We start from the raw sequence: 21347 nt of genomic DNA on the forward strand, positions 1-21347 counted from the left end.
GACTAAAAGAATGCAATGATACAACTCTCTGCTTACAAAGAACATTATAAAGAAACAATCCGTCTGGGTGTCCCGATCATGCTGGGGCAGCTGGGCATTATTATTGTCGGTTTTGCCGACAACATCATGGTGGGACATCACAGCACAGCCGAACTGGCCGCCGCTTCTTTTGTCAATAACTTCTTTAACCTGGCTTTTATCTTCGGGATGGGTTTCTCATACGGCCTCACTCCTATTATCGGCGGCTTGCATGCCAACAAAGAATATCACAAAGCCGGAGAGACATTGAAGAACAGTCTTTTTATCAATTTCATCGTCGGGGTATTGTTAAGTACTTTGATGCTCCTGCTCCTGTTGAACATCGATATTTTAAAACAGCCGGAAGAGTTGATGCCATATATCGTTCCCTACTATATCTTACAGCTTTTCTCGGTGATATTCGCCATGCTGTTCAATTCGTTTAAGCAGTTCAGCGACGGTACGACCGATACGGTTACTCCGATGTGGATCATGCTCGGGGCAAACGTGTTGAATATTATAGGGAACTATTTTCTTATCTATGGAAAATGCGGCGTTCCGGAGATGGGACTGACCGGGGCAGGTATCTCCACACTTGTCAGTCGTATCCTTACATTTATCGTTTTCTGCGTTTTATTTGCCCGAAGGGAAAAATATAAAGAGTTCCTGACCGGATTCAAAAACGGAGTCGTAAACCGCCTGAACCTCTCCAACCTGATACGTTTAGGCTTTCCGGTGGGATTGTTAATGGGGGTTGAAACGGGTTCGTTCAGTCTGAGTGTTATTATGATGGGATGGATCGGGAGCACCGCACTGGCCGCCCATCAGGTGTTAGGTGTAATCACGACACTCGGATTCATGGTCTATTACGGGATAGCTGCCGCCGTTACAATTCGTGTAAGTGTATTCAAAGGATACAGTGACTGGCTGAATATCCGTCAGGCTTCTTTTGCCGGACTACATCTGATTATGGGAGTGGCTGTTCTGTTTGTCCTGTTCATCCTCGCCTTCCATAAAAACATGGGATATTTGTTTACTCCCGAACATGATGTGGTGGCAATGGTTTCCCTTCTGTCGTGGTCGGTTATCCTGTATCAGTTCGGGGACGGACTGCAAATACTGTTTGCCAATGCATTACGCGGCATAGCCGATGTGAAGTATATGGCTTACAGGGCTTTCTTCTGTCATTTCGGGCTGGCTTTGCCGATCGGATACATCTGCGGATTCATCCTTGACTGGGGAGCGATAGGTATCTGGTGCGGTTTTCCTGTCAGCCTGACTACGCTAGGAATATTACTTTGGAGAAGGTTCAATAAATTGTATTATCTTTACGCCTTCACCAAATCAGGTTCCTGATTTCACTATGCAAATACGGATAAATAGCTAGAAATACAACTTATAACTGATGTTGGGGATCAAACCGGTTCCCTTTTCTCTTTTGATCTTGTTAGTTTTCTCGTTATACTCATAATAATGCATACCGGTACACATTCCGACATTGAGCATTTTCAACGAGAATTCATGAGATAACTTTCGTTTGTTTATTCTGTAATTGAGCGATACATCCCCGTTCAGTACCGGACTGAATTTCCTGCTGAAAGCTTTCGTTTCGTCAAACAGGACATCCTGCTCTTCATTCGATCTTTCTTCGTCAACAGGCGTATAACGGTCGCCGCCATGAAAGAACAGGCGAACGTTTATATTAAACATATTCTGTTTCTGTTTACCTACCATCCACTCTTTTCCGGCAAGCACATTCAACAGGAAACCTCTGTCCATCCTTGTATTCCGCCAGATATTATCGCCTCCTTTATATTTTGATTTGAAAAGAGAACCGGTCAGCATGTAGTAAAATCCGTTTGTCATGTATTGTTCCAGCGTTACATCGACGCCGTAGTTCTTACCCGAACCGTTATTTGTCAAAACTCTATCCAGGTAGAAATCCTGAAGATTAATCAGGGAGAAAGAGGTATGATCCTCGACAGGAATGTTATATAGATATTGATAATAAGGTTCTATCTTCACATGCAGATTCGGTTTGACAGTCCAGTCGTAGCTGAGTCCGGCATGATGCGCATACGAGAAGTCCAGATATTTGTTGGAGGCAGATTGCCCTTCGACGTTCCGTTCTACAAAATAGTAATCAAGCCTTTCTCTACGGCTATGCAGGCCATAGGCTAGGGAGAAAGAATGCCGGGCAGCCGGTTTCCATTTCAGGGCGGCTCGCAGTTCCAAAGACCAGTTGTTATTGAGTGCAAAATAAGAAGAAGTAATTCCCAGGCTGACCGTTATACGGCGGTTTATGTCGATCACCGAACTGCTGAAAGCCGAAAGAACCATACTTTTACCCTTCCCTTTTGAAAGCTGCTCCATGGGCTTATTCAAACCAAAATTAGGACTGATCTTGTAATCGAGATCGTAATTCAACCCTGTAATTGTAATACCGGTTCTGTTGGTATGTGCACGGCTGAACTTCTTATTGATGTATGCGTTGAATAGGATATCCCATTTCCGGTTTTGAATATCTCCGACATGTACAGAGTTGCCGTCCGGGATTTGTTGATCGGCCAATATATGATCTTTGGAATAAGTGGCAGACAAGGAGGAACGCAGGTAAGTATTCCGGTCGAGGAAATAGGTATGAGTAATTCCCCCGACCAGTTTTTCGAGGTTGTTTCTAGCCGATTGCCGGTCGGCTTGTGTTTCCCAGTCAGAAGGATCTTCTGCATCCGCTTTATTCCGGTCTATTAATCCCAGTCCCCAGATAGAAAATGTTCCAGCTTTCGAAGTCGGGAAATGCAGCTTGAATGATACATCCTGATATTTCAGATTAGCACTGCCATTCGTTGCAAGTGAAGTCGTCGAGAAGCGATAGTTGAAGAGGTAAGAACTACCCTGCTTCTTATTGATCGGGCCTTCCGATGCCAGGTCGATACCCATTAATCCGACCTGAAAGGCATGTTCGTACTCCCGGTTATTCCCGTTACGCATATGCATATCGAAAACTCCCGAAAGAGCATTGTTATATTCAGCCGGAAAAGCTCCGTTATAAAAGTCGGAATTACCGATCACCTGCGTACTCAATGCCGAAAGAAAACCACCACCCAAACCGGAGAGATCAGCAAAATGGGTGGGATTGGGAATCTCGACACCCTCCAGTCGCCATTGCGTATATTGCGGAGAGTTGCCCCGGATGGCAACGGCATTTGTTCCTACTTCGCCGGCTACACCCGCAAAGGCGGAACTCAGACGAGCCGGGTCATCGAAGCCGTTGGCAAAACGGCTTGCCTCTTCCATACTTATCATGCGTCCTCCGGTGATAGCCATCGGATTAACCGTTTCAGACTTCTTCACTTCGGGATGCACGACGATCTCACTGAGAAGATGAATGTTTTCGTTCAACGATATATCCAATTGTATTTCTTTGGAGGAAGTTACAAGCACTTCATTGACTATATGGGTATTATACCCCATATAGGATATCTGTATGTCATAGCGTCCGACAGGCACTTCTTTCATATGGAAGCAGCCCAGACTATCGGTAACAGCCCCCAGGGAGAGTTTACCTAAAATACTTACTGTCGCATACTCGATCGGAGTATTGCTTTTGGAATCAGTGACGACTCCCCGTATCGACTGCACGAACCTGTTTGTTTCTTTTTGCCGGCCGGCATATTTTCCCGGAGATAAAATGATATGATACCCTTTTATCCGATAAGTGTATTGTCCGTCTTTCAATATTTCTGCCAGAGCCTGATCGACATCTGCCTCTTTGAGTGAGAGGCGGACCATTTTATTCAGGTCTAAAGCCGCTTGTTCATAAGCGATACTGTAACCTGTTTGTCGTTCGATAGCGGCGAGAGCTTCTTTGACGGATATGCTTTTGTTTTGTATAGAGATTGTTTTTCCTTTGTTCTGAGCGATGCTCACGAAAGAATGGAAAACAAGAGATAAGAAAACGATAATCCGGTAAAACCGTCTTGATTTGATCCGATCCATCAGGTTTTATTTGTATTGTTTACTTAATACGATAGTTGCACCTTGCTGTCGATAGGTAAAACCGACAACATCCTTCAACACATTGAGTATTTCATCCAGTGTTTCACCTTTCAGGAATTTAACAGTATATTGCTTGGATGCCGAGATAGCTGTTTTATCATCAATCGTAACATTAAAATGCCTTTCCAACGTCTGTATCATCTCTCCGAAAGAGGTATTGATGAATAAGATTTGTCCGGAAAGCCAGGCATCGGTTTCTGCCGGTGAAACCTTTTCAATATTCAATACGGAAGTCTTGATATTATAAATTAGTTGCTCGTTGGGCGCAAGGGTTTGGGGGGCTTGTGATTGGGGGCTGACTTCTACTTTTCCGCTTGTCAGTGTTGCAGTTATGCATTCATCGTCCGGATAGGCTTTGACATTGAATTTCGTGCCAAGCACTTTTACCGAGAGTTGTTCTGTTTTCACAATGAAAGGTTGAGCCGGGTTCTTTCTTACGGAGAAATAGGCTTCTCCTTCCAGATAGACCTGTCGCAGACTGTCGTCGGTAAATGTTTTCGGAAACTTTACGTTTGAACCCGCATTAATCCATATTTCAGAGCTGTCGGGCAGGAATAGATGTTTGGTTTCTCCGTAAGCCACGGTAATCTCTGTCAGTTTATGCTGCGTATAATAGAAGTATCCGCCGGTAATCAGAAACAGAGGTATGAGTACAGCTGCAATCCGAAGTGCTTTTTTATAGAATAGGGTATCGGCCGATTGCCTTTCGGAATATCCGATTCGGCTGTTGACACGCTTCAAAGCAGCATACGTATCTGGGGTGATTTTCGTTTCCAACTCAGTCCAATAGGCCAACGAGGCTTCCTCTTTCTCTTTCATGTGCTTATCAGCAATAATCCACCGCTGAATCCTTTCTTCAGTTTCCTTCGGAAAGCGTTTGCTTAGATATTGCCGGACGATTCGCGATATATTACTATTCTCCATTTGATTACTTTTTATAATATACAATTAAAGGGAGGAAAACTCAGTAAGAAAATGAATATTTCATGAATATCCCCAGTTATTTTTACAGTGTGGGGAAAATACCCCACATAGGTGGGAATACTTCCCCATCATAGTGGGGATTTTTCCCCATACGAGTGGGAATATGATTTTCCTATTGTTTCCTCACGCACAAATTCCCCACTGTTTTTTGATAACAATCCACTTTTCTTATTGAGCTTTTGTCCTCCAGTTTGTATATTAATAGACAATAACAAAAGAAACGAAACTAAAATGAATGCTTGATATGAAGATATTATTCACTATTACCTTCTTGCTGATGCTTTTTTCTAACGAAACTGTATGTGCACAAAATGACTCAATAGCCAAAACAAAAGTACAAATATCTTATAATCATCCCAAACGGTATAAGATTGCCGATATTAAGGTGACGGGTATTAAGAATTATGATGATTTCGTGTTAATAGGCTTCTCCGGGCTGTCGGTTGGCGACATGGTGACAATCCCTGGCGATGAAATTACAACAGCGGTAAAGCGTTTTTGGAAACATGGATTGTTTTCGGATGTAAAGATACTGGCAACTAAGCTAGAAGGCGACGAAGTCTGGCTGGAAATCCGGTTGAAACAACGTCCCCGTATATCGGAAGTAAATTATCATGGCATCAAGAAAGGAGAGCGGGAAGACCTCGAAGCCAGGCTGGGCTTGAAGAAGGGCTTCCAGGTAACTCCTAACCTGATGGATCGGGCAAAGATTGTTATTCAGAAATTCTTCGACGGCAAAGGTTTTAAGAACGTAGATGTGGATATCGTTCAGCGCGACGATCTGTCGAAAGAAAGCGAAGTGATTGTCGATATCAATATCAATAAAAACGAGAAGACAAAGATTCACCGTATCTACTTCAAAGGAAATACAGCGCTGACTACCGGAGTGCTGAAGAAGGCGATGAAGAAAACAAACGAGAAATTCAGCCTCCCGAACGACTGGAAAAGCAGCATACTGGAAGCCTTCAGCACAAAAAAGTTTACCTCCGAAGAATATGAGAAGGATAAACAGAACATCATCGCCAAATATAACGAACAGGGTTATCGTGATGCCGTCTTACTCTCAGACAGTGTTGTTAATTATAATGAGAAGCTAGTAGATATCTTTCTGAAACTGGAAGAAGGCAACAAATATTACCTGAAAGATATTCGTTTCGTAGGTAATACACAATATGATTCCAATTATCTGGAAGCGATACTGAGTATGAAGCCGGGGGAAGTTTACAACCAAAAGAAACTCAACGAGCGTTTGTCGTTGGACGAAGACGCCGTGTCTAACATTTATTACAACAACGGTTACATCTTCTTCAGTGCCGATCCGGTGGAAGTGGATGTGGATAACGACTCTATCTCGCTGGAAGTTCGTATTCAGGAAGGCCCGCAGGCGACTATCAACCGTGTAATCATTAATGGCAACGACCGTTTGTATGAAGATATCGTGCGTCGTGAGCTGCGTACCAAGCCGGGCACGTTGTTCAGTCGTGAAGATCTGATGCGTTCAGTCCGTGAAATTGCACAGATGGGACACTTCGACCCGGAGAATATGGATCCCAAACCGCTGCCCGACCCGGAGAACGGAACGGTAGATATACAGTATAACCTGACTTCCAAGGCAAACGACCAGATCGAGTTCTCAGCCGGCTGGGGACAGACAGGGGTGATCGGTAAGCTAAGTCTGAAGTTTACCAACTTCTCCATGAAGAACTTTCTGAACCCGAAGACATATAAAGGTATCATCCCGCAGGGGGAAGGACAGACATTGACATTGAGCGGCCAGACCAATGGACGTTATTATCAGGCATACAGTATTTCATTTATGGATCCGTGGTTTGGTGGAAGACGACCGAATACGCTTTCTGTAAGTGCCTACTTTTCCAAACAAACAGATATCAGTAGTAGCTACTATAATAACAATCTGTCAAATTACGGTAGTTATTATCCCGGTTATGGCAGCGGCTACGGTAATAACTACAACAACTACGAACTGGCCTACGACCCGGATAAGTCGATCATGATGCTTGGTGTTGCTGTCGGTTACGGTAAACGACTAAACTGGCCGGACGACTACTTTCAGTTCATGGCAACATTGAATTATCAGATGTATATTATGCACGACTGGGCCTACTTTCTCGTGCAGAACGGTACCAGCCATAATGTCAATCTGGAATTGATGTTGCAACGCAACTCGATCGACAACCCGTTGTACACTCGTCACGGTTCGCAATTTTCGGTGTCGGTAAGCGCAACTCCCCCTTATTCTTTATGGGATGGAAAGGATTATACCAGCATGAGTGATAGCGACCCGAATAAGTTTAAGTTTATCGAGTATCATAAATGGAAATTCAAAGCAAAGCTATTCTCTCCATTGGCTCCGGTAGCGGTAAAGCGTACGCCGGTATTAATGACACGTGTTGAATACGGATTCCTGGGATCATACAACAGCCATAAACGTTCACCATTTGAAACCTTCTACATGGGTGGCGACGGCATGAGCGGATACTCCAGCACCTATGCTACCGAAACGATTGGTTTGAGAGGGTATGAAAACGGAAGTATTGCCGGTAACGCTGGTTACAGTTCATACGGGCATGCCTACTCTCGTTTAGCAATGGAGTTGCGCTATCCGTTCCTGCTGGAACCGTCTTCTACCATCTACGGATTGGTTTTTGCAGAAGCCGGTAACGCCTGGAAGGATTTGAAGAGTTTTAATCCGTTCGATCTGAAACGTTCTGTGGGTGTAGGTGCACGTATCTTCCTGCCGATGATCGGTTTGATGGGTATCGATATGGCTTACGGATTTGATAAGGTAAATGGAAAAAGAGGAGGCTGGCATCCTCACTTTATTATCGGACAGGAATTTTAATAATAATAAGAAAAAGAAGAATGAAAAGTATATTCATATGGCTATTTGCATGTATCGCGCAAATAGGACTATCTCAGGAAGTCAGAGAATTAACGTCAACAGAAAAAGAGAAGGACTTTCTCTTTCTGGTAGAAACACTAAAAAGCAATTATCCCTATTTCAGCCTGTATGAACGTGTATACGGAAAGTCGTGGTTATCTCAAAAGGATTCTTTTCTGAAGAAAGTGTGCAACACAAAGAATAATAAAGAATATATATTGCTGCTCGACTCCATCGTAAAAAGCCTGCATGACAAAGAAGTCGATCTCTCCCCTACTGTGTACTGGAGCCACTACCGCACAAAATACGGAGAAGCTTGCTTAATAAATCCGGGATATATACCCTGGGTAAATACATTGAACCAATCGGACAAAGAGATGGGGTATTGGAGTAAATTATTAAAGAAAGGTAATACAAAAGAAACCGTTTCAAAGAACAATTCACAGTATAAAGATTCGATCATTCCTTCACGTAAGATAGGGATCTTACACATATCGTCATTCGATCCGGAAAGCCGGGAGAATGATTTTCAGCGAATAAATGAATTTCTTTATAGGATTAGCAACTACAACTATCTCATCATAGATATACAAGGTAATAAAGGAGGGAGCAGCTCTTACTGGATGGAAGGGATCGTGAAACGGCTGATATATGCACCCGCCTGCTTCCAGCGTTACTTCGCGATCAAAAAGGGAAGGCACAACAGTTTATTCTTTTCACGCTATCTGAACAGTGATGTCACCATAGATGTATCTTCACAATTTATATCACCACCTTTGGAACTTTCAGAACAAACATTTAAGGTAACGAAGGAAACAACCATCATCTATCCGTATTTGCCTATCCCTTTTAAAGGGGAAATAATCATCCTGACAGATTCAGGCGTCTTTTCTGCGGCAGATGAATTTGCTTGTTTTGCCCAAAGCACCTCCTGGGCTACTGTTGCCGGCCAGACAACTGCCGGTGGCGGTATCGGAAGCGATCCGGTAGTGATACGGTTGCCGGCTAGTGGTATACTCGTACGTTACCCGGCATTGGCAGGATTAAATCCTAACGGTAGTCTGCATATAGAAGATAAAACAATTCCCGACACAGAGATAAAAGGAAACAAACCGGATGAAAGATTAAACAACCTGATCGACCGATTAAACGACAGTTTGTTGTTCATATAACGATGCAGACGGAGCGCAGCGTAACCGGGGAAACTATAACAGAGCAAGGATGAAGGCGAATATAGCTTTGCGAATCTCTTTCAGGGCGAGGCTTAGCTGACTTTCAACGTTTCTTTTGCTCGTATGCAGCCGTTCGGCTATTTCGCCGTTACTCAGTCCTTCGTTGCGGCTGAGTATGTAAATCTGCTTACGCTGTTCCGGCATTTTGTTTACGAGATCATCGATTAACAAGCCCAGTTCTTTTGCGATAAGATCTTCTTCTGATGTAGAACCGGCTTCATCCGGTTGGAAATTATTCGTATAAGCCAGATGGATGTATTTATGGTTGAGGTAGTTTATAGCGGCATTGCGGGCAATCGTATATAAATAGGCGTCGAAAGATTTGGCGGTGTTGATAGCTTGCCGGTTGATCCAGAGGTTTACAAATAAGTCTTCAGCCAATTCCTCGGCGTCGGATTCCGATTTTACATATCCGTAGATAAAAGCTTTCGTCTTATTATAATAGGTAAGAAATACCGTTTCAAAAGCCTTATGATCTCCATTCCATAAGCCTTCAATCGTTTTTATGTCAATACTGCTACCTGCCATGAATCAACTTCTTAGTATCGGGAGACAAAAGAAGTAATTATTTGCGGGATAGAAAATATCTTTTTGAAATCTTAATGTAAATAGCTATTTATATACAAAATTAAAATGTTTTATGGGAACTAGGGGCATCGTTGCAGTAGCCGGTAACGAATAAGCATCGGTATGCAAATGAGTAGTTACTCGTTTAAATGCCGATGCTTATCCGTTTAGCACTATAAGGCTGGCGAGCTGGCTTGCCTGTGTCGCCAATTCAACACAGGCAAGCCACTCTTCCAGCACAAGCAGGCTGTTATTTCTTCACCCACCGATCCAGCCATTCAAAGAATGTGCGCTGCCAGAGTACGCCGTTCTGCGGTTTCAATACCCAGTGGTTTTCATCCGGATAGATTAACAATTCAGCAGGAACACCGCGTAGCACGGCTGCATTGAAGGCCGCCATTCCCTGACCGGCAAGGATACGATAGTCTTTTTCTCCGTGGATACACAAGATTGGCGTATCCCATTTGTCTACGAATAAATGCGGAGAGTTGGCAAATGTGCGTTGTGCCACCGGATTATTCTTTTCCCAGTAAGCGCCGCCCATATCCCAGTTGGCAAACCACATTTCTTCCGTTTCCAGATATTGCATTTCCATATTGAAGATACCGTCATGGGCAATGAATGCTTTGAAACGTTTGTCATGATGACCGGCTAACCAGTAAACGGAGAAACCTCCGAAGCTGGCTCCGACACAACCCAAACGATCGTTATCCACATACGGTTCTTTCGCCATTTCATCAATAGCCGTGAAATAGTCTTTCATACACTGACCACCGTAATCACCGCTGATTTGTTCGTTCCATTCCATGCCGAAGCCCGGAAGACCGCGACGGTTCGGAGCGACAATGATATAATCGTTAGCCGCCATAATCTGGAAGTTCCAACGATAAGACCAGAACTGGCTGACCGGACTTTGTGGGCCACCTTCGCAGAACAGCAAAGTCGGATATTTCTTGTTCGGATCGAAATTAGGCGGATAGATTACCCAGGTCAACATTTGCTTACCATCGGTTGTCTTCATCCAGCGTCCTTCTACCTTACCCATGGTCAGCTGGTCGTAAATCTGCTTGTTTTCAGTAGTCAGCTGAGCTACCTTATTATTATCAGCCAGGTCGATAGAATAGATTTCATCGCCCATACTCATAGAGTGGCGCTTAACAATCAACTTGTTTTCTCCCAGCAAGTTCACTGAATCATAATCATACGTACCGGAAGTAAGCTGAGTCAGTTTATTGCCGTTGTCCAGTTCTATCTTATATACCTGCGATTCACCATGCCATACTCCCGTAAAGTAAAGCGTACGGGCATCGGCACTCCAGCAGAAACCGTCTACATTTGAATCGAAGTCCTTGCTGACAAATGTCTTTTCGCCCGTCTCCAGATTCATAACCATCAGGCGGTTCTGATCCGATTCATACCCGTCGCGTTCCATACTCTGCCAGGCAATATATTTACCGTCAGGCGAATACTGCGGATTGGTATCGTATCCCATAATACCTTCGCTGATATTTACAGTCTGCTTGGTATTCAGGTCATATACATAAATATCCGAATTAGTGGAAAGAGCATATTCCTTACCGGTCTTCTTACGGGAAGTGTATGCAATCTTATCGGAGGTCGTATTCCAGGCCAGCTGCTCGATACCACCGAAAGGTTTCATCGGTGATTCGTACGGTTCGCCTTCCAGCACATCAATCGGACTGCCGACCTTATTTCCGTCAAAATCAGCAATAAACGGATGGGGAGCTGTCGTTACCCATTCATCCCAATGCTTATACATCAAATCCGTCACAATGATACCGCTGGCTTTATCCAAATCCGGATACTTGTCTTTTGTGCTCGGAACCGTCTTTACCTGCGAAATAAACAGGACCTTCTTTTCATCCGGAGAGAAAGCGAAGCCTTCGATATCGCCGTCATAATTGGACAACTGCTTCCGTCCGGTTCCGTCCGGATTCATTTCCCAAAGCTGGCTGCTTCCGCTTTCGCCGGAAAGGAAAGCAATCTTTGTGCCCCCTTTAATCCAGGTTGCTTCATTTTCAGAAAAGGAAGTGTGGGTAATCTGTTTGTTATCAGTACCATCGGCGTTCATGACGAACACTTCACGGTTGCTGCTGTTGAGAGGAACACTGTAATAAGCTACCGTGTAAACTACTTTCTGTCCGTCGGGCGAAACATTCATGCCGCCGATACGTCCCATGGCCCAAAGCGCCTCGGGCGTCATCCGGCCGTCGGCAATCTTGATTTCCGAACGTCCGATAACTGGCTTTGTGTCTTCTGCTTTCTTAGCTTCCTGATTACAAGCACCTAGTAATACGGATGTTGCCATAACCATTGTTGCAATAGATTTATTCATGTACATTATAATATATTATATTCTGTGTGCGAAATTAGTAAATATAATTTATATCTTTGCACAAGTAATTTAAGAACTGAACAGTATGAATAAGATTTGGTTATTTGGAGCCGCTATAAGTATGGTATTAGCATTCGGCTCATGTAAACCTAAACAGAGTGCTTATAAGGCTGCTTACGAACAAGCCAAAGAAAAAGAGTCTACAGCTCCTGTTGAGGTAGTAGAACAAGAAGAAGAGATTGTTGAAGAGGTTGCCCCGGTTTCCAAACCCAGAACTTCTACAGCAACGACTCGCTCGGAAAAAATCAGCGCTGCACAAGGTGAAGACGCCAGCCGTCTGAAACGTTACAGTGTGGTTATCGGTAGCTTCAAGAACAAGACAAATGCTTACTCTTTGAAAGAACGTATGCAGAATGCAGGTTACAACGCTGTATTAGGTGAAAACGAACAAGGCATGTTGCGTGTAATCGTTGCCAGCTTCAATGATAAAGCTGATGCTGCCGACAGTCGCGATGCTATCAAAGCTAAATATGCACCTGATTTCCAGGATGCCTGGTTGTTGGAAAGACAATACTAATAAGACGTCTGTTAGTAAAACAGGCAAACATTATTATCGATACATAAAAAGGGATATCCTCCGGGATAATCCCTTTTTATGTTTTCTCCTTAAAACATAAAAAGGCCCGGCAATGCCGGACCTTTTAACCAACCTAAATTAAAAACCTAAAACTAACCATCTTTTTGCCTTAAACAATTAACCTATACATATATGAGTATCTTCTATTTCTTATTCGTAAGCCGGCCATGCTCCCTTATGGGAACAAACAAAAGCCGATATCTTTACAGCACATTCGTGGGCTTCTCTCAATGTCTGCCCTTTCAATAACGACATCACCAAGGCTGCCGAAAAAGCATCTCCTGCTCCTACCGTATCCGCTACATCCACTTTTGGAGTAGCTAAGGTAGAGACTTCGTCGGGGGTGTAAACCGTACTGTAATCAGCACCCGCCGTCAGAACAACCATTCGCAGGTTATAGTTCTCCATAAACCAGTTAGCCACCTCTTCTTCGGTTCCTTTCAAACCGAACAGGTTTTTCAGCTCCGACATTTCATCATCATTCATTTTCAGTACGTTCGCTAGGTACAGAGATTCTTCAATCAATACCTTATTATAATAATGTTGCCGCAGGTTAATATCAAACAACCGGTACGCCGAATCGGGAGCAAACGAAAGAATAGCCTGAATCGTTTCACGGGATTGTTGACAACGCTGTCCCAAAGCACCGAAGCAGATAGCATCCGCACGTTCTGCCAGGTCTACCGCATCAGAGGTAGGCGACATATGATCCCAGGCTACACGTTCCGTTATTGTGTAATGGGGAATACCGTCATCCTCTATATCCACATGTACCGTTCCTGTAGGATACGGTAACTTTTCTATTAAATACTGAATTTTGTACTTATCCAGTTCGCTCAATATATCCCTTCCGTTATCATCATCACCAATGGCACTGATAGCATACCCTTCGGCTCCCAAACGAGAAGCATGGTAAACAAAATTAATCGGTGCGCCGCCTGCCGTCTTACCTGTGGGAAGCAAATCCCAAAGAAGTTCGCCAATACCGACCACTACCGGTTTTTTATTTTGTTGCTTCATCTGTTCCATGATGTAGTAATTCTTTATAATACGAGATTTTTTGTTCCTTATGTTTGATGATGCAAAACTAAGGAACGGAACAGAAGCAGACGATAACGGATGCTACAAAAAGGATAACATTCGTTACATAAAAGGTTTATTTTCAACAGGCTTATAGTATCGTTACATAAATGTAACGAGTGTTATCCTTTCTCCTGATATTCGGTTGGTGTAATATTGTACACCGCCTTAAAGCATTTGGAGAAATAAGGAGGGGAACTGAAACCGGTTGCATAAGCAGCCTCATTGACATTACAGTCTTTCTGACGCAACAAGGCAGCGGCTTGCTTCAAACGGTAGTTACGGAGGAAATCGGTAGGCGTCACTCCTGTCAGTTCTTTTACTTTCCGGTAGAGATGCACACGCGACAGGCCAAGCATTTCGCTCGCTTTTTCGATACTGAAGTTTGAATCAGGATAAGATTCCTCGATCAATGCCATGAACTTGCGCATAAACAATTCGTCCATACTTTCCGCCTTATCCGTTTTCAATCCGGAAGCGGCAGGCGATTGAAGTTCCTGGGCAAATGCATTCCTCAGCCGGGCACGTTCCTCCAGCAGACGGACGATACGGAGTTTTACTTCTTCAATATTAAACGGTTTCTGGATAAACTCATCGGCTCCGCTGGCAATACCATACATCCGCTGTTTATCATCGGAAAGGGCGGTAAGCAATATAACCGGTATATGGCTGAAAACAATATCCGATTTAATCCGCTTACACAATTCATAGCCATTCATTTCGGGCATCATCACGTCACTGATTACCAGCGACACATTTTCTTTTGCCAGTATATCCACTGCAACCAAGCCATTCTCTGCTGTCAGGATACGGAAATTCGGTTTCAGTTCTTTTTGCAGATACGCATTAATATCAGGATCGTCTTCAACAATCAGGATCGTATAATCGTAGGTACGGTTCACAATCTCATCCATTTCACGGGTATCCAGATTGGCTACGCCGCTCGACAATTCTGTTACGGAAGGGGCAAACACACAGGATTCATCAAAGTGAGATTTTCCTTTGGGCAACTCGACAAAAAAGACGGTACGTTTCCCCGGTTCACTTTCCACACGGATACTTCCTTTATGCATACCGACAAACTCATGAGTCAGATGCAGGCCAATCCCCGTTCCGGTAAGATGGTCGGCGGTAAAAAACTGATCGAAAACGGAAGACAGGTTCTGCGGCTGGATTCCCTTCCCGTTATCTTCTACCGAAAGGATAACATATCCCGCATGATCCTGCAAACGAATTGTGACGGTTCCTCCGTCGGGTGTAAACTTAAAGGCATTCGACAACAGATTGGCCAGTATCTTTTCCATCTTATCCGTATCCACCCACAACATTACGGAAGAGACATCGTGTTGAAACGAGTATTGTATCTGTTTGCTCTGTGCCATATTATCGAAATAGGAACTGACATCTTCGATAAAGGTAATCAGATCTATTTCCGTCACCCGCATATCCATCTTGTTACTTTCTACCTTACGGAAGTCGAGCAGCTGGCTGACAACACGTTTCAGGCGGTCGGCATTCTTCTTTATGATATGTATGTCGTCGGCAAGCGGAGAATCGGGAGGCAACTCTTTCGATAGCTTATTCAATGGGCCGAGTATCAGTGTCAGCGGTGTTTTGATCTCATGGGATACATTTGTGAAGAACTGTAATTTGCGGGTAGTAGCCTGTTCGATCTTCCGGTTGGCAACAGCCAATTCTTCGCGTTGCTGTTCCACCTGTATATTAGTTCGCTTCAGTTCATGGTTCTTACGCTGTACCTTACGGAAGATATGTATTACATAAAGAGCCAATAGGCCCACTACTCCCAGCAACAACAGGATCAAACCGACTGAATTTTGTAAAAAACGATATTCCGAAAGCATCTCTTCCAGATTATTCCGCTGTTTCTCGATCTGTTCCTGATAATCGGCCAACTGTTCAGTCTGCAAATATAATGTACCGGCATTCTCTTTGTCGATCAGGGCTGATGTCAGTGCATATTGTTTGGAGACAGGCTGCCCGTTCAGTATCTGCCAGGCAACCTTTATCGCAGTAGTTCCTCCGGTTGGATATACGAAAGAGGCAGTCAGATAGCCGTTACTTACCGCTTCGATTCCTTTTCCTTTCCCCGGCAAAGCATCTATGCCGATAAACTTTATCCTTTTTACTGCCAGCGGATCTATTTCCATAATAGCTTCCCGCGCAGCCAAAGCCATCACATCGTTATGTGCATACACGATATCAATATCATCAAACAGGCCGAGTGCAGCTATATTCTCTTTTGTTTCTTTCGAATGCCAACGCCCGTAAACAGTTTTCAGAATCACATTATCATTATGAATAAGGGCATCACTAAAACCGTTATGTCTGTCGCGGGCAGAAGAAGAACCTTCGCGCCCCCACACTTCGACAATCGTTGTCTTCTCTTTCTTCAACAATGAATTGATAAACAATCCGGCTGCACGGCCAATCTCATAATTGTCCGCACCGATAAAAGTCGTATATTCTTCCGAATAAATCTTCCGGTCTATTATAATAGTAGGAATCCCCGCCCGGAAAGCCTCTACGGCTGCGGTTGTGACAGGCTCCGATTCGTTGGCAGATATAATGACAAGGTCTACCCGTTGTTTGATAAACTCACGTATCTGTTTGATCTGAGTGTCATTGTCCTCACCGGCATCTTTTATTTGCAGAGTCAGTCCGGGATACTCGGAGGCTTTCACCTGCATATCCAGAACCATCGCTTTCCGCCAGCTATCATTGATAGAACTATGGGAAACGCCCACAACAAATTTCTTTTCTCCTTCCCGTTTACAGGAAATTGTTAGAGACAAGATACATATCAACAGACAAAAGCGGTATATAATGAGTTTCATGAAGCAGCCGATTTTCAGGGTTTCGTACAAAAGTACGGATTATCGGCATAACAGACAAAATTTATTTTGTACATTCGTCCCTCAAATAATTGTTGCATAACATGAAAATAATAAATAAACAACTACTCGACGAGACCAGCGAACGTGCCAAACAGTCACCTCGCCTGCGTATGAATTACAACTTCCATGAACAACTGGACGATCCTGTAAACCGCCTGCTGAATGCCATGGAGCCGGATACTTATATCCGCCCTCACCGTCATCTGAATCCGGATAAAGACGAAATTTTTCTGCTGCTCCGTGGGAAAGCCATGCTATTTATCTTTGATAATGACGGAAATATCACAGAAAAACTTCTGCTGGACCCGCTTGCCGGATCGTATGGTGCAGAAATCAAACCGGGCATATGGCATAGCCTGCTCGTATTGGAACCGGGAACAGTTATTTATGAAGTGAAGCCAGGGCCTTTCGCGCCTTTACATCCTGAGAATATGGCTCCGTGGAGTCCGGAGCCAGATGACGAAAAAGGTATCAAAGAATATCTGATTTATCTATCCTCGCAAATCGAATAAAATCCGCTATAAAATGAAAAATTCCCGTATAATCAGACAAACCGGAAAGCGATTGGTTGCACTGACAGCCTTTCTGCTCTGTACTTTCATAGCTTCCTCACACATCAATTCGCCGGAAGAAAATACTTATCCGACAACAGAAAGGCTTTTCCATATCGCCCGGAGCGTCAATAAAAATCTGGTCTGCTATGATGTTAATCTGGAAAACGGCAAATTGAATACCAAAACGCCCCTCAATGTCTATTGGGTAAACCGGGAAGAACGACCGGGGGAAACAAACAGTTTAAGCTACTTCCAACGAAAAATGGCATACGGTTACAAACTGGTTTCGGAAGGGAATGATTCCAGCGAAGTTACTTTGAGCGCATATCCGGATAAAAAGCTGACTATTTGCAAAAAAGACTCCAAATATGTATGCCTGACAACAATCGAAAACCATCCGGCAATACTTGAGTCACTATATGTCAAAGCGAAGTCCGGCAATCCTCTAAGTGTAGAATATGTCGAGTTGCAGGGAGTGGCCACAGATACAGGGACAAAAGTGACCGAAAGAGTAAAGAAATAAAAAAAGGGACTGTGTCAAAATCCTGTTTCGTCATGGCGGATCAAGTCCAGGATGACAAGACAATGAATTTTGACGCAGCCCCTTTTATTTTATTTACAAAGTTCCTTATACCAACTTGTGAATAACCAGTCCCGAACGCAATTTCGGTTCGAACCAGGTTGTCTTAGGCGGCATGATATTTCCGGTATCGGCAATATCCATCAATTGCTTCATAGTAACCGGATACAAGGCCAGGGCCACTTTCATTTCTCCGCTGTCGACACGGCGTTTCAACTCCCCCAAACCACGGATACCTCCGACAAAATCTATACGTTTATCCGAACGGAGATCTTTGATTCCCAACACTTCATCCAGAATCAGGTTTGAAGAAATTGTAACATCCAGGACTCCAATCGGATCATTATCATTATAGGTACCCGGTTTAGCTGTCAATGAATACCATTTGTTTCCCAGGTAAAGAGAGAAATTATGCAGACCGGTTGGTTTGTATATCTCCGTTCCTTTATCCTCTACAATAAAGTTTGCAGCCAGCTTTGCCAGAAATTCCTCTTCGGTAAGTCCGTTCAAATCCTTCACCACACGGTTATAATCGATAATAGTCAACTGATTTGCCGGGAAGCATACAGCCATGAAATAGTTATATTCTTCATCTCCGCGGTGATTCGGATTTTGTTTGGCTTTTTCCGCCCCCACCAAAGCTGCCGCCGCAGAGCGGTGGTGTCCGTCAGCTATATACAAAGAAGGCATAGCTTCAAACAGTTCAGTAATACGGGCAATATCATTATCATCATTGATGATCCAGAACGTATGGCCGAAACCATCCAGTTCGGCTACAAAATCATATTCAGGAGCGTTTGCCGTATATTTCTTTACGATAGCATCCAACTCGGCATTGTCAGGGTAAGCAAAGAAAACCGGTTCGATATTAGCATTGTTGACACGCACATGTTTCATGCGGTCTTCTTCCTTATCACGACGGGTCAACTCATGTTTCTTAATATTCCCCTTCAGATAATCATCCACATAAGCACAAACTACCAACCCATATTGTGTACGTCCGTTCATCGTTTGGGCATATACGTAATATTGTTCTTTCTGATCCTGAACCAACCAGCCGTTATCCTGAAATTTCCGGAAATTCTCCGCTGCTTTTTCATAGACAGCCGGATCATGCTCGTCTGTTCCTACCGGAAAATCAATTTCCGGCTTGATTATATGATACAATGATTTTTCATTTCCTTTCGCTTCTTCGCGTGCTTCTTCCGAGTTCAACACATCATAAGGACGCGAAGCAACTTCCTTTATTAAATCTTTCGGCGGACGAATGCCTTTAAAAGGTTTAATTTTTGCCATGGTAGTAGATTTATTTATTGACTCTAAACTTTTCGTTACCGTTCTGCAAGAAATCAACGATTTGTTTTGCAGCAGCAATACCGGCATTGATGTTGGCCTCAGCAGTCTGGGCACCCATCTTTTTCGGTGTACCGAAATAGCGGTCCGGATATTTGGCAGCCAGGTCTGCATCGATAGCCGGTTTGATATCGGTGATATATTTAAAGTCAGGACGTTCTTCCAGCATCTTTGCCAAACCGGCTTCGTCGATCACCTCCTTACGAGCTGTGTTTACTACGATAGCGCCTTTAGGCATAGAGTTCATCAATTCAAAATTGATAGAACCTTTTGTTTCGGCTGTAGCCGGGATATGAAGAGATACGATCTGGCAAGCCTTGAACAGGTCGGCAGTGGAAGCAACCGCTTTTACACCATCTTTTTCAATCACTTCTGCCGGACAGAATGCATCATAAGCATATACATCCATACCGAAGCCTTTTGCAATACGGGCTACATTACGTCCCACATTACCATAAGCCAGGATACCCAGCTTCTTGCCCATCAATTCTGTTCCGGAGGTTCCGTTATAGAAGTTTCTGACAGCATATACCAACATACCGAAAACAAGTTCGGCAACCGCATTGGAATTCTGTCCCGGCGTATTCATTACACACACATTGTGGGCAGTGGCAGCAGCCAAATCCACATTGTCATAACCGGCACCGGCACGAACCACAATCTTTAATTCTTTGGCAGCATCCAACACCGGAGCATCAATGATATCACTACGGATAATCACCGCATTGGCATCTTTCACAGCATCCAGCAATTGAGCTTTGTCCGTATATTTTTCCAGAAGAGCCAGTTCATAACCTGCACCTTCAACAACTTCACGGATACCTTTCACTGCTATCGCAGCGAAAGGTTTATCGGTAGCAACTAATACTTTTGTCATGATCAATGCTGTTTTTCAAATTCTTTCATTGTAGCAACCAACGCTTCCACACTGCTCTTCGGCATTGCATTATAAAGAGAAGCACGGAATCCGCCCACTGAACGGTGTCCTTTGATACCTACCATACCGGCAGCAGAAGCAAATTTACTGAATTCATCTTCCAACTCCTTATATTCATCGTTCATTACGAAGCAAACGTTCATGATAGAACGGTCTTCTACGGCAGCAGTACCTTTGAACAATTTGTTACGGTCGATTTCATCATACAGGATAGCTGCTTTTTCAAGATTCATCTTTTCAATAACAGCAACACCACCTAACTCCTTATACCATTTCAATGTCTGCAAAGCGGCAAAGATCGGGAACACAGGAGGCGTGTTGAACATAGAGTCTTTCTTTATATGTGTATTGTAATTCAGCATTGTAGGAATAGCACGGTCTACATGTCCTAAAGCATCTGTACGGACAATAGCCAATGTTACACCAGCAGGAGCCAGATTTTTCTGTGCACCGGCATAAATTACATCATATTTAGAGATATCGATCGGACGGGAGAAAATATCAGAAGACATATCGGATACCAAACGTACATTCAGATCGGGATCATAACGCATTTCCGTACCATAGATCGTATTATTAGATGTAAAATGGAAATAGTCTGAATCTTCTGCGACTGTATAACCTTTCGGAATATAAGTATAGTTCGCCTCTTTTGAAGATGCTACAACATCAACATCTCCGAATAATTTAGCTTCCTTGATCGCATTAGAGGCCCATGTCCCCGTATCCAGATAAGAAGCTTTTTTGTTCAACAAGTTGAAAGGAACCATACAAAACTGCATGCTGGCACCACCACCCAGAAATACAACCTCGTAACCAGCCGGCACATCCAGTAACTCTTTGATCAAAGCTCTGGCCTCGTCGTTTACTGCAACAAATTCTTTACCTCTATGAGATACTTCAAGAATTGATAACCCCGTACCTGCGAAATTTTCAACAGCTGCTGCTGCATTCTTAATCGTGTATTCGCTCAGAATAGAAGGTCCTGCAGAAAAATTGTGCTTCTTCATATCAATTTCTTTTTAATGTTATATATTATTTAAGTAACGTATTTTTCGAAAACAGGCGGCTAATGTACGAATTTAATTGAAATTTGAAAACTGAATAGTGAAAATTATTAGCAAAAAGCCACTTTTTCCACTCATCCGACAACTTTATTCCAGTTAATCATCA

General features: G+C 43.6%; 15 protein-coding genes. 6 read left to right on the forward strand and 9 right to left on the reverse strand.

Going from position 1 to position 21347, the window contains the following annotated elements; all coding sequences use genetic code 11:
• Window positions 1-15 precede the first annotated feature (15 nt).
• On the forward strand, window positions 16-1374 hold the full coding sequence (locus NBH14_RS07530; protein WP_186961434.1) for an MATE family efflux transporter: 1359 nt from the start codon (window positions 16-18) through the stop codon (window positions 1372-1374).
• 27 nt (window positions 1375-1401) lie between these two features.
• Here NBH14_RS07530 and NBH14_RS07535 read toward each other — a convergent pair whose 3' ends face one another.
• Window positions 1402-4017: a carboxypeptidase-like regulatory domain-containing protein gene (locus tag NBH14_RS07535; protein ID WP_186961435.1), complete on the reverse strand. Its 2616-nt coding sequence runs from the start codon at window positions 4015-4017 to the stop codon at window positions 1402-1404.
• A gap of 6 nt (window positions 4018-4023) precedes the next feature.
• Window positions 4024-5001: a FecR family protein gene (locus NBH14_RS07540; protein WP_186961436.1), complete on the reverse strand. Its 978-nt coding sequence runs from the start codon at window positions 4999-5001 to the stop codon at window positions 4024-4026.
• A 295-nt stretch (window positions 5002-5296) separates the two neighbouring features.
• On the opposite strand from NBH14_RS07540, the gene NBH14_RS07545 reads away from it, so the two are divergent.
• Window positions 5297-7924 (forward strand): BamA/OMP85 family outer membrane protein, encoded by a 2628-nt coding sequence (locus NBH14_RS07545; protein ID WP_436277992.1) that lies wholly within the window; start codon window positions 5297-5299, stop codon window positions 7922-7924.
• Window positions 7925-7944: 20 nt separating this feature from the next.
• Window positions 7945-9135 carry a S41 family peptidase gene (locus tag NBH14_RS07550; protein WP_186961438.1) on the forward strand — a complete coding sequence of 397 codons (1191 nt, stop codon included), beginning with the start codon at window positions 7945-7947 and terminating at the stop codon, window positions 9133-9135.
• 33 nt (window positions 9136-9168) lie between these two features.
• On the opposite strand, the gene NBH14_RS07555 is transcribed toward NBH14_RS07550, so the two are convergent.
• Both NBH14_RS07555 and dpp5 read right to left on the reverse strand, forming a co-directional pair.
• A complete protein-coding gene (locus NBH14_RS07555; protein ID WP_128134479.1) occupies window positions 9169-9723 on the reverse strand; it encodes an RNA polymerase sigma-70 factor in 555 nt (184 codons plus the stop codon).
• A 289-nt stretch (window positions 9724-10012) separates the two neighbouring features.
• Entirely contained in the window at window positions 10013-12118 is a 2106-nt protein-coding gene (gene dpp5 / locus NBH14_RS07560) for a dipeptidyl-peptidase Dpp5 (RefSeq protein ID WP_186961439.1), read from the reverse strand.
• Between the two features lie 85 nt (window positions 12119-12203).
• Here dpp5 and NBH14_RS07565 point away from each other — a divergent pair, with 85 nt between their 5' ends.
• A complete protein-coding gene (locus NBH14_RS07565) occupies window positions 12204-12695 on the forward strand; it encodes an SPOR domain-containing protein (protein ID WP_186961440.1) in 492 nt (163 codons plus the stop codon).
• A gap of 210 nt (window positions 12696-12905) precedes the next feature.
• Here the strand turns inward: NBH14_RS07565 and NBH14_RS07570 are convergent, their stop codons facing one another.
• A complete protein-coding gene (locus tag NBH14_RS07570; RefSeq protein WP_186961441.1) occupies window positions 12906-13784 on the reverse strand; it encodes a carbohydrate kinase family protein in 879 nt (292 codons plus the stop codon).
• 173 nt (window positions 13785-13957) lie between these two features.
• Window positions 13958-16690, reverse strand: coding sequence for a hybrid sensor histidine kinase/response regulator transcription factor (locus NBH14_RS07575; protein ID WP_186961442.1), 2733 nt, complete (start codon window positions 16688-16690; stop codon window positions 13958-13960).
• Window positions 16691-16791: 101 nt separating this feature from the next.
• On the opposite strand from NBH14_RS07575, the gene NBH14_RS07580 reads away from it, so the two are divergent.
• Window positions 16792-17262 carry a WbuC family cupin fold metalloprotein gene (locus NBH14_RS07580; protein ID WP_186961443.1) on the forward strand — a complete coding sequence of 157 codons (471 nt, stop codon included), beginning with the start codon at window positions 16792-16794 and terminating at the stop codon, window positions 17260-17262.
• A 13-nt stretch (window positions 17263-17275) separates the two neighbouring features.
• Window positions 17276-17827 (forward strand): DUF4833 domain-containing protein, encoded by a 552-nt coding sequence (locus NBH14_RS07585; protein WP_128134734.1) that lies wholly within the window; start codon window positions 17276-17278, stop codon window positions 17825-17827.
• Window positions 17828-17932: 105 nt separating this feature from the next.
• On the opposite strand, the gene NBH14_RS07590 is transcribed toward NBH14_RS07585, so the two are convergent.
• From NBH14_RS07590 to serC, 3 genes are read right to left on the reverse strand one after another with little or no spacing between them, the layout of a single operon-like run.
• The gene (locus tag NBH14_RS07590; RefSeq protein ID WP_186961444.1) at window positions 17933-19180 is read right to left on the reverse strand and encodes a DUF1015 domain-containing protein; all 1248 of its coding nucleotides are present in this window, start codon (window positions 19178-19180) and stop codon (window positions 17933-17935) included.
• A gap of 10 nt (window positions 19181-19190) precedes the next feature.
• Window positions 19191-20114, reverse strand: a complete 924-nt coding sequence (locus tag NBH14_RS07595) for an NAD(P)-dependent oxidoreductase (RefSeq protein WP_007652647.1) — start codon at window positions 20112-20114, stop codon at window positions 19191-19193.
• Window positions 20115-20116: 2 nt separating this feature from the next.
• Window positions 20117-21184: a 3-phosphoserine/phosphohydroxythreonine transaminase gene (serC, locus tag NBH14_RS07600; RefSeq protein WP_186961445.1), complete on the reverse strand. Its 1068-nt coding sequence runs from the start codon at window positions 21182-21184 to the stop codon at window positions 20117-20119.
• Between the last annotated feature and the right edge of the window lie 163 nt (window positions 21185-21347).

Origin of the sequence: Parabacteroides caecihominis, from assembly GCF_023656785.1 — a bacterium.
Taxonomy (GTDB): Bacteria; Bacteroidota; Bacteroidia; order Bacteroidales; family Tannerellaceae; genus Parabacteroides; species Parabacteroides segnis.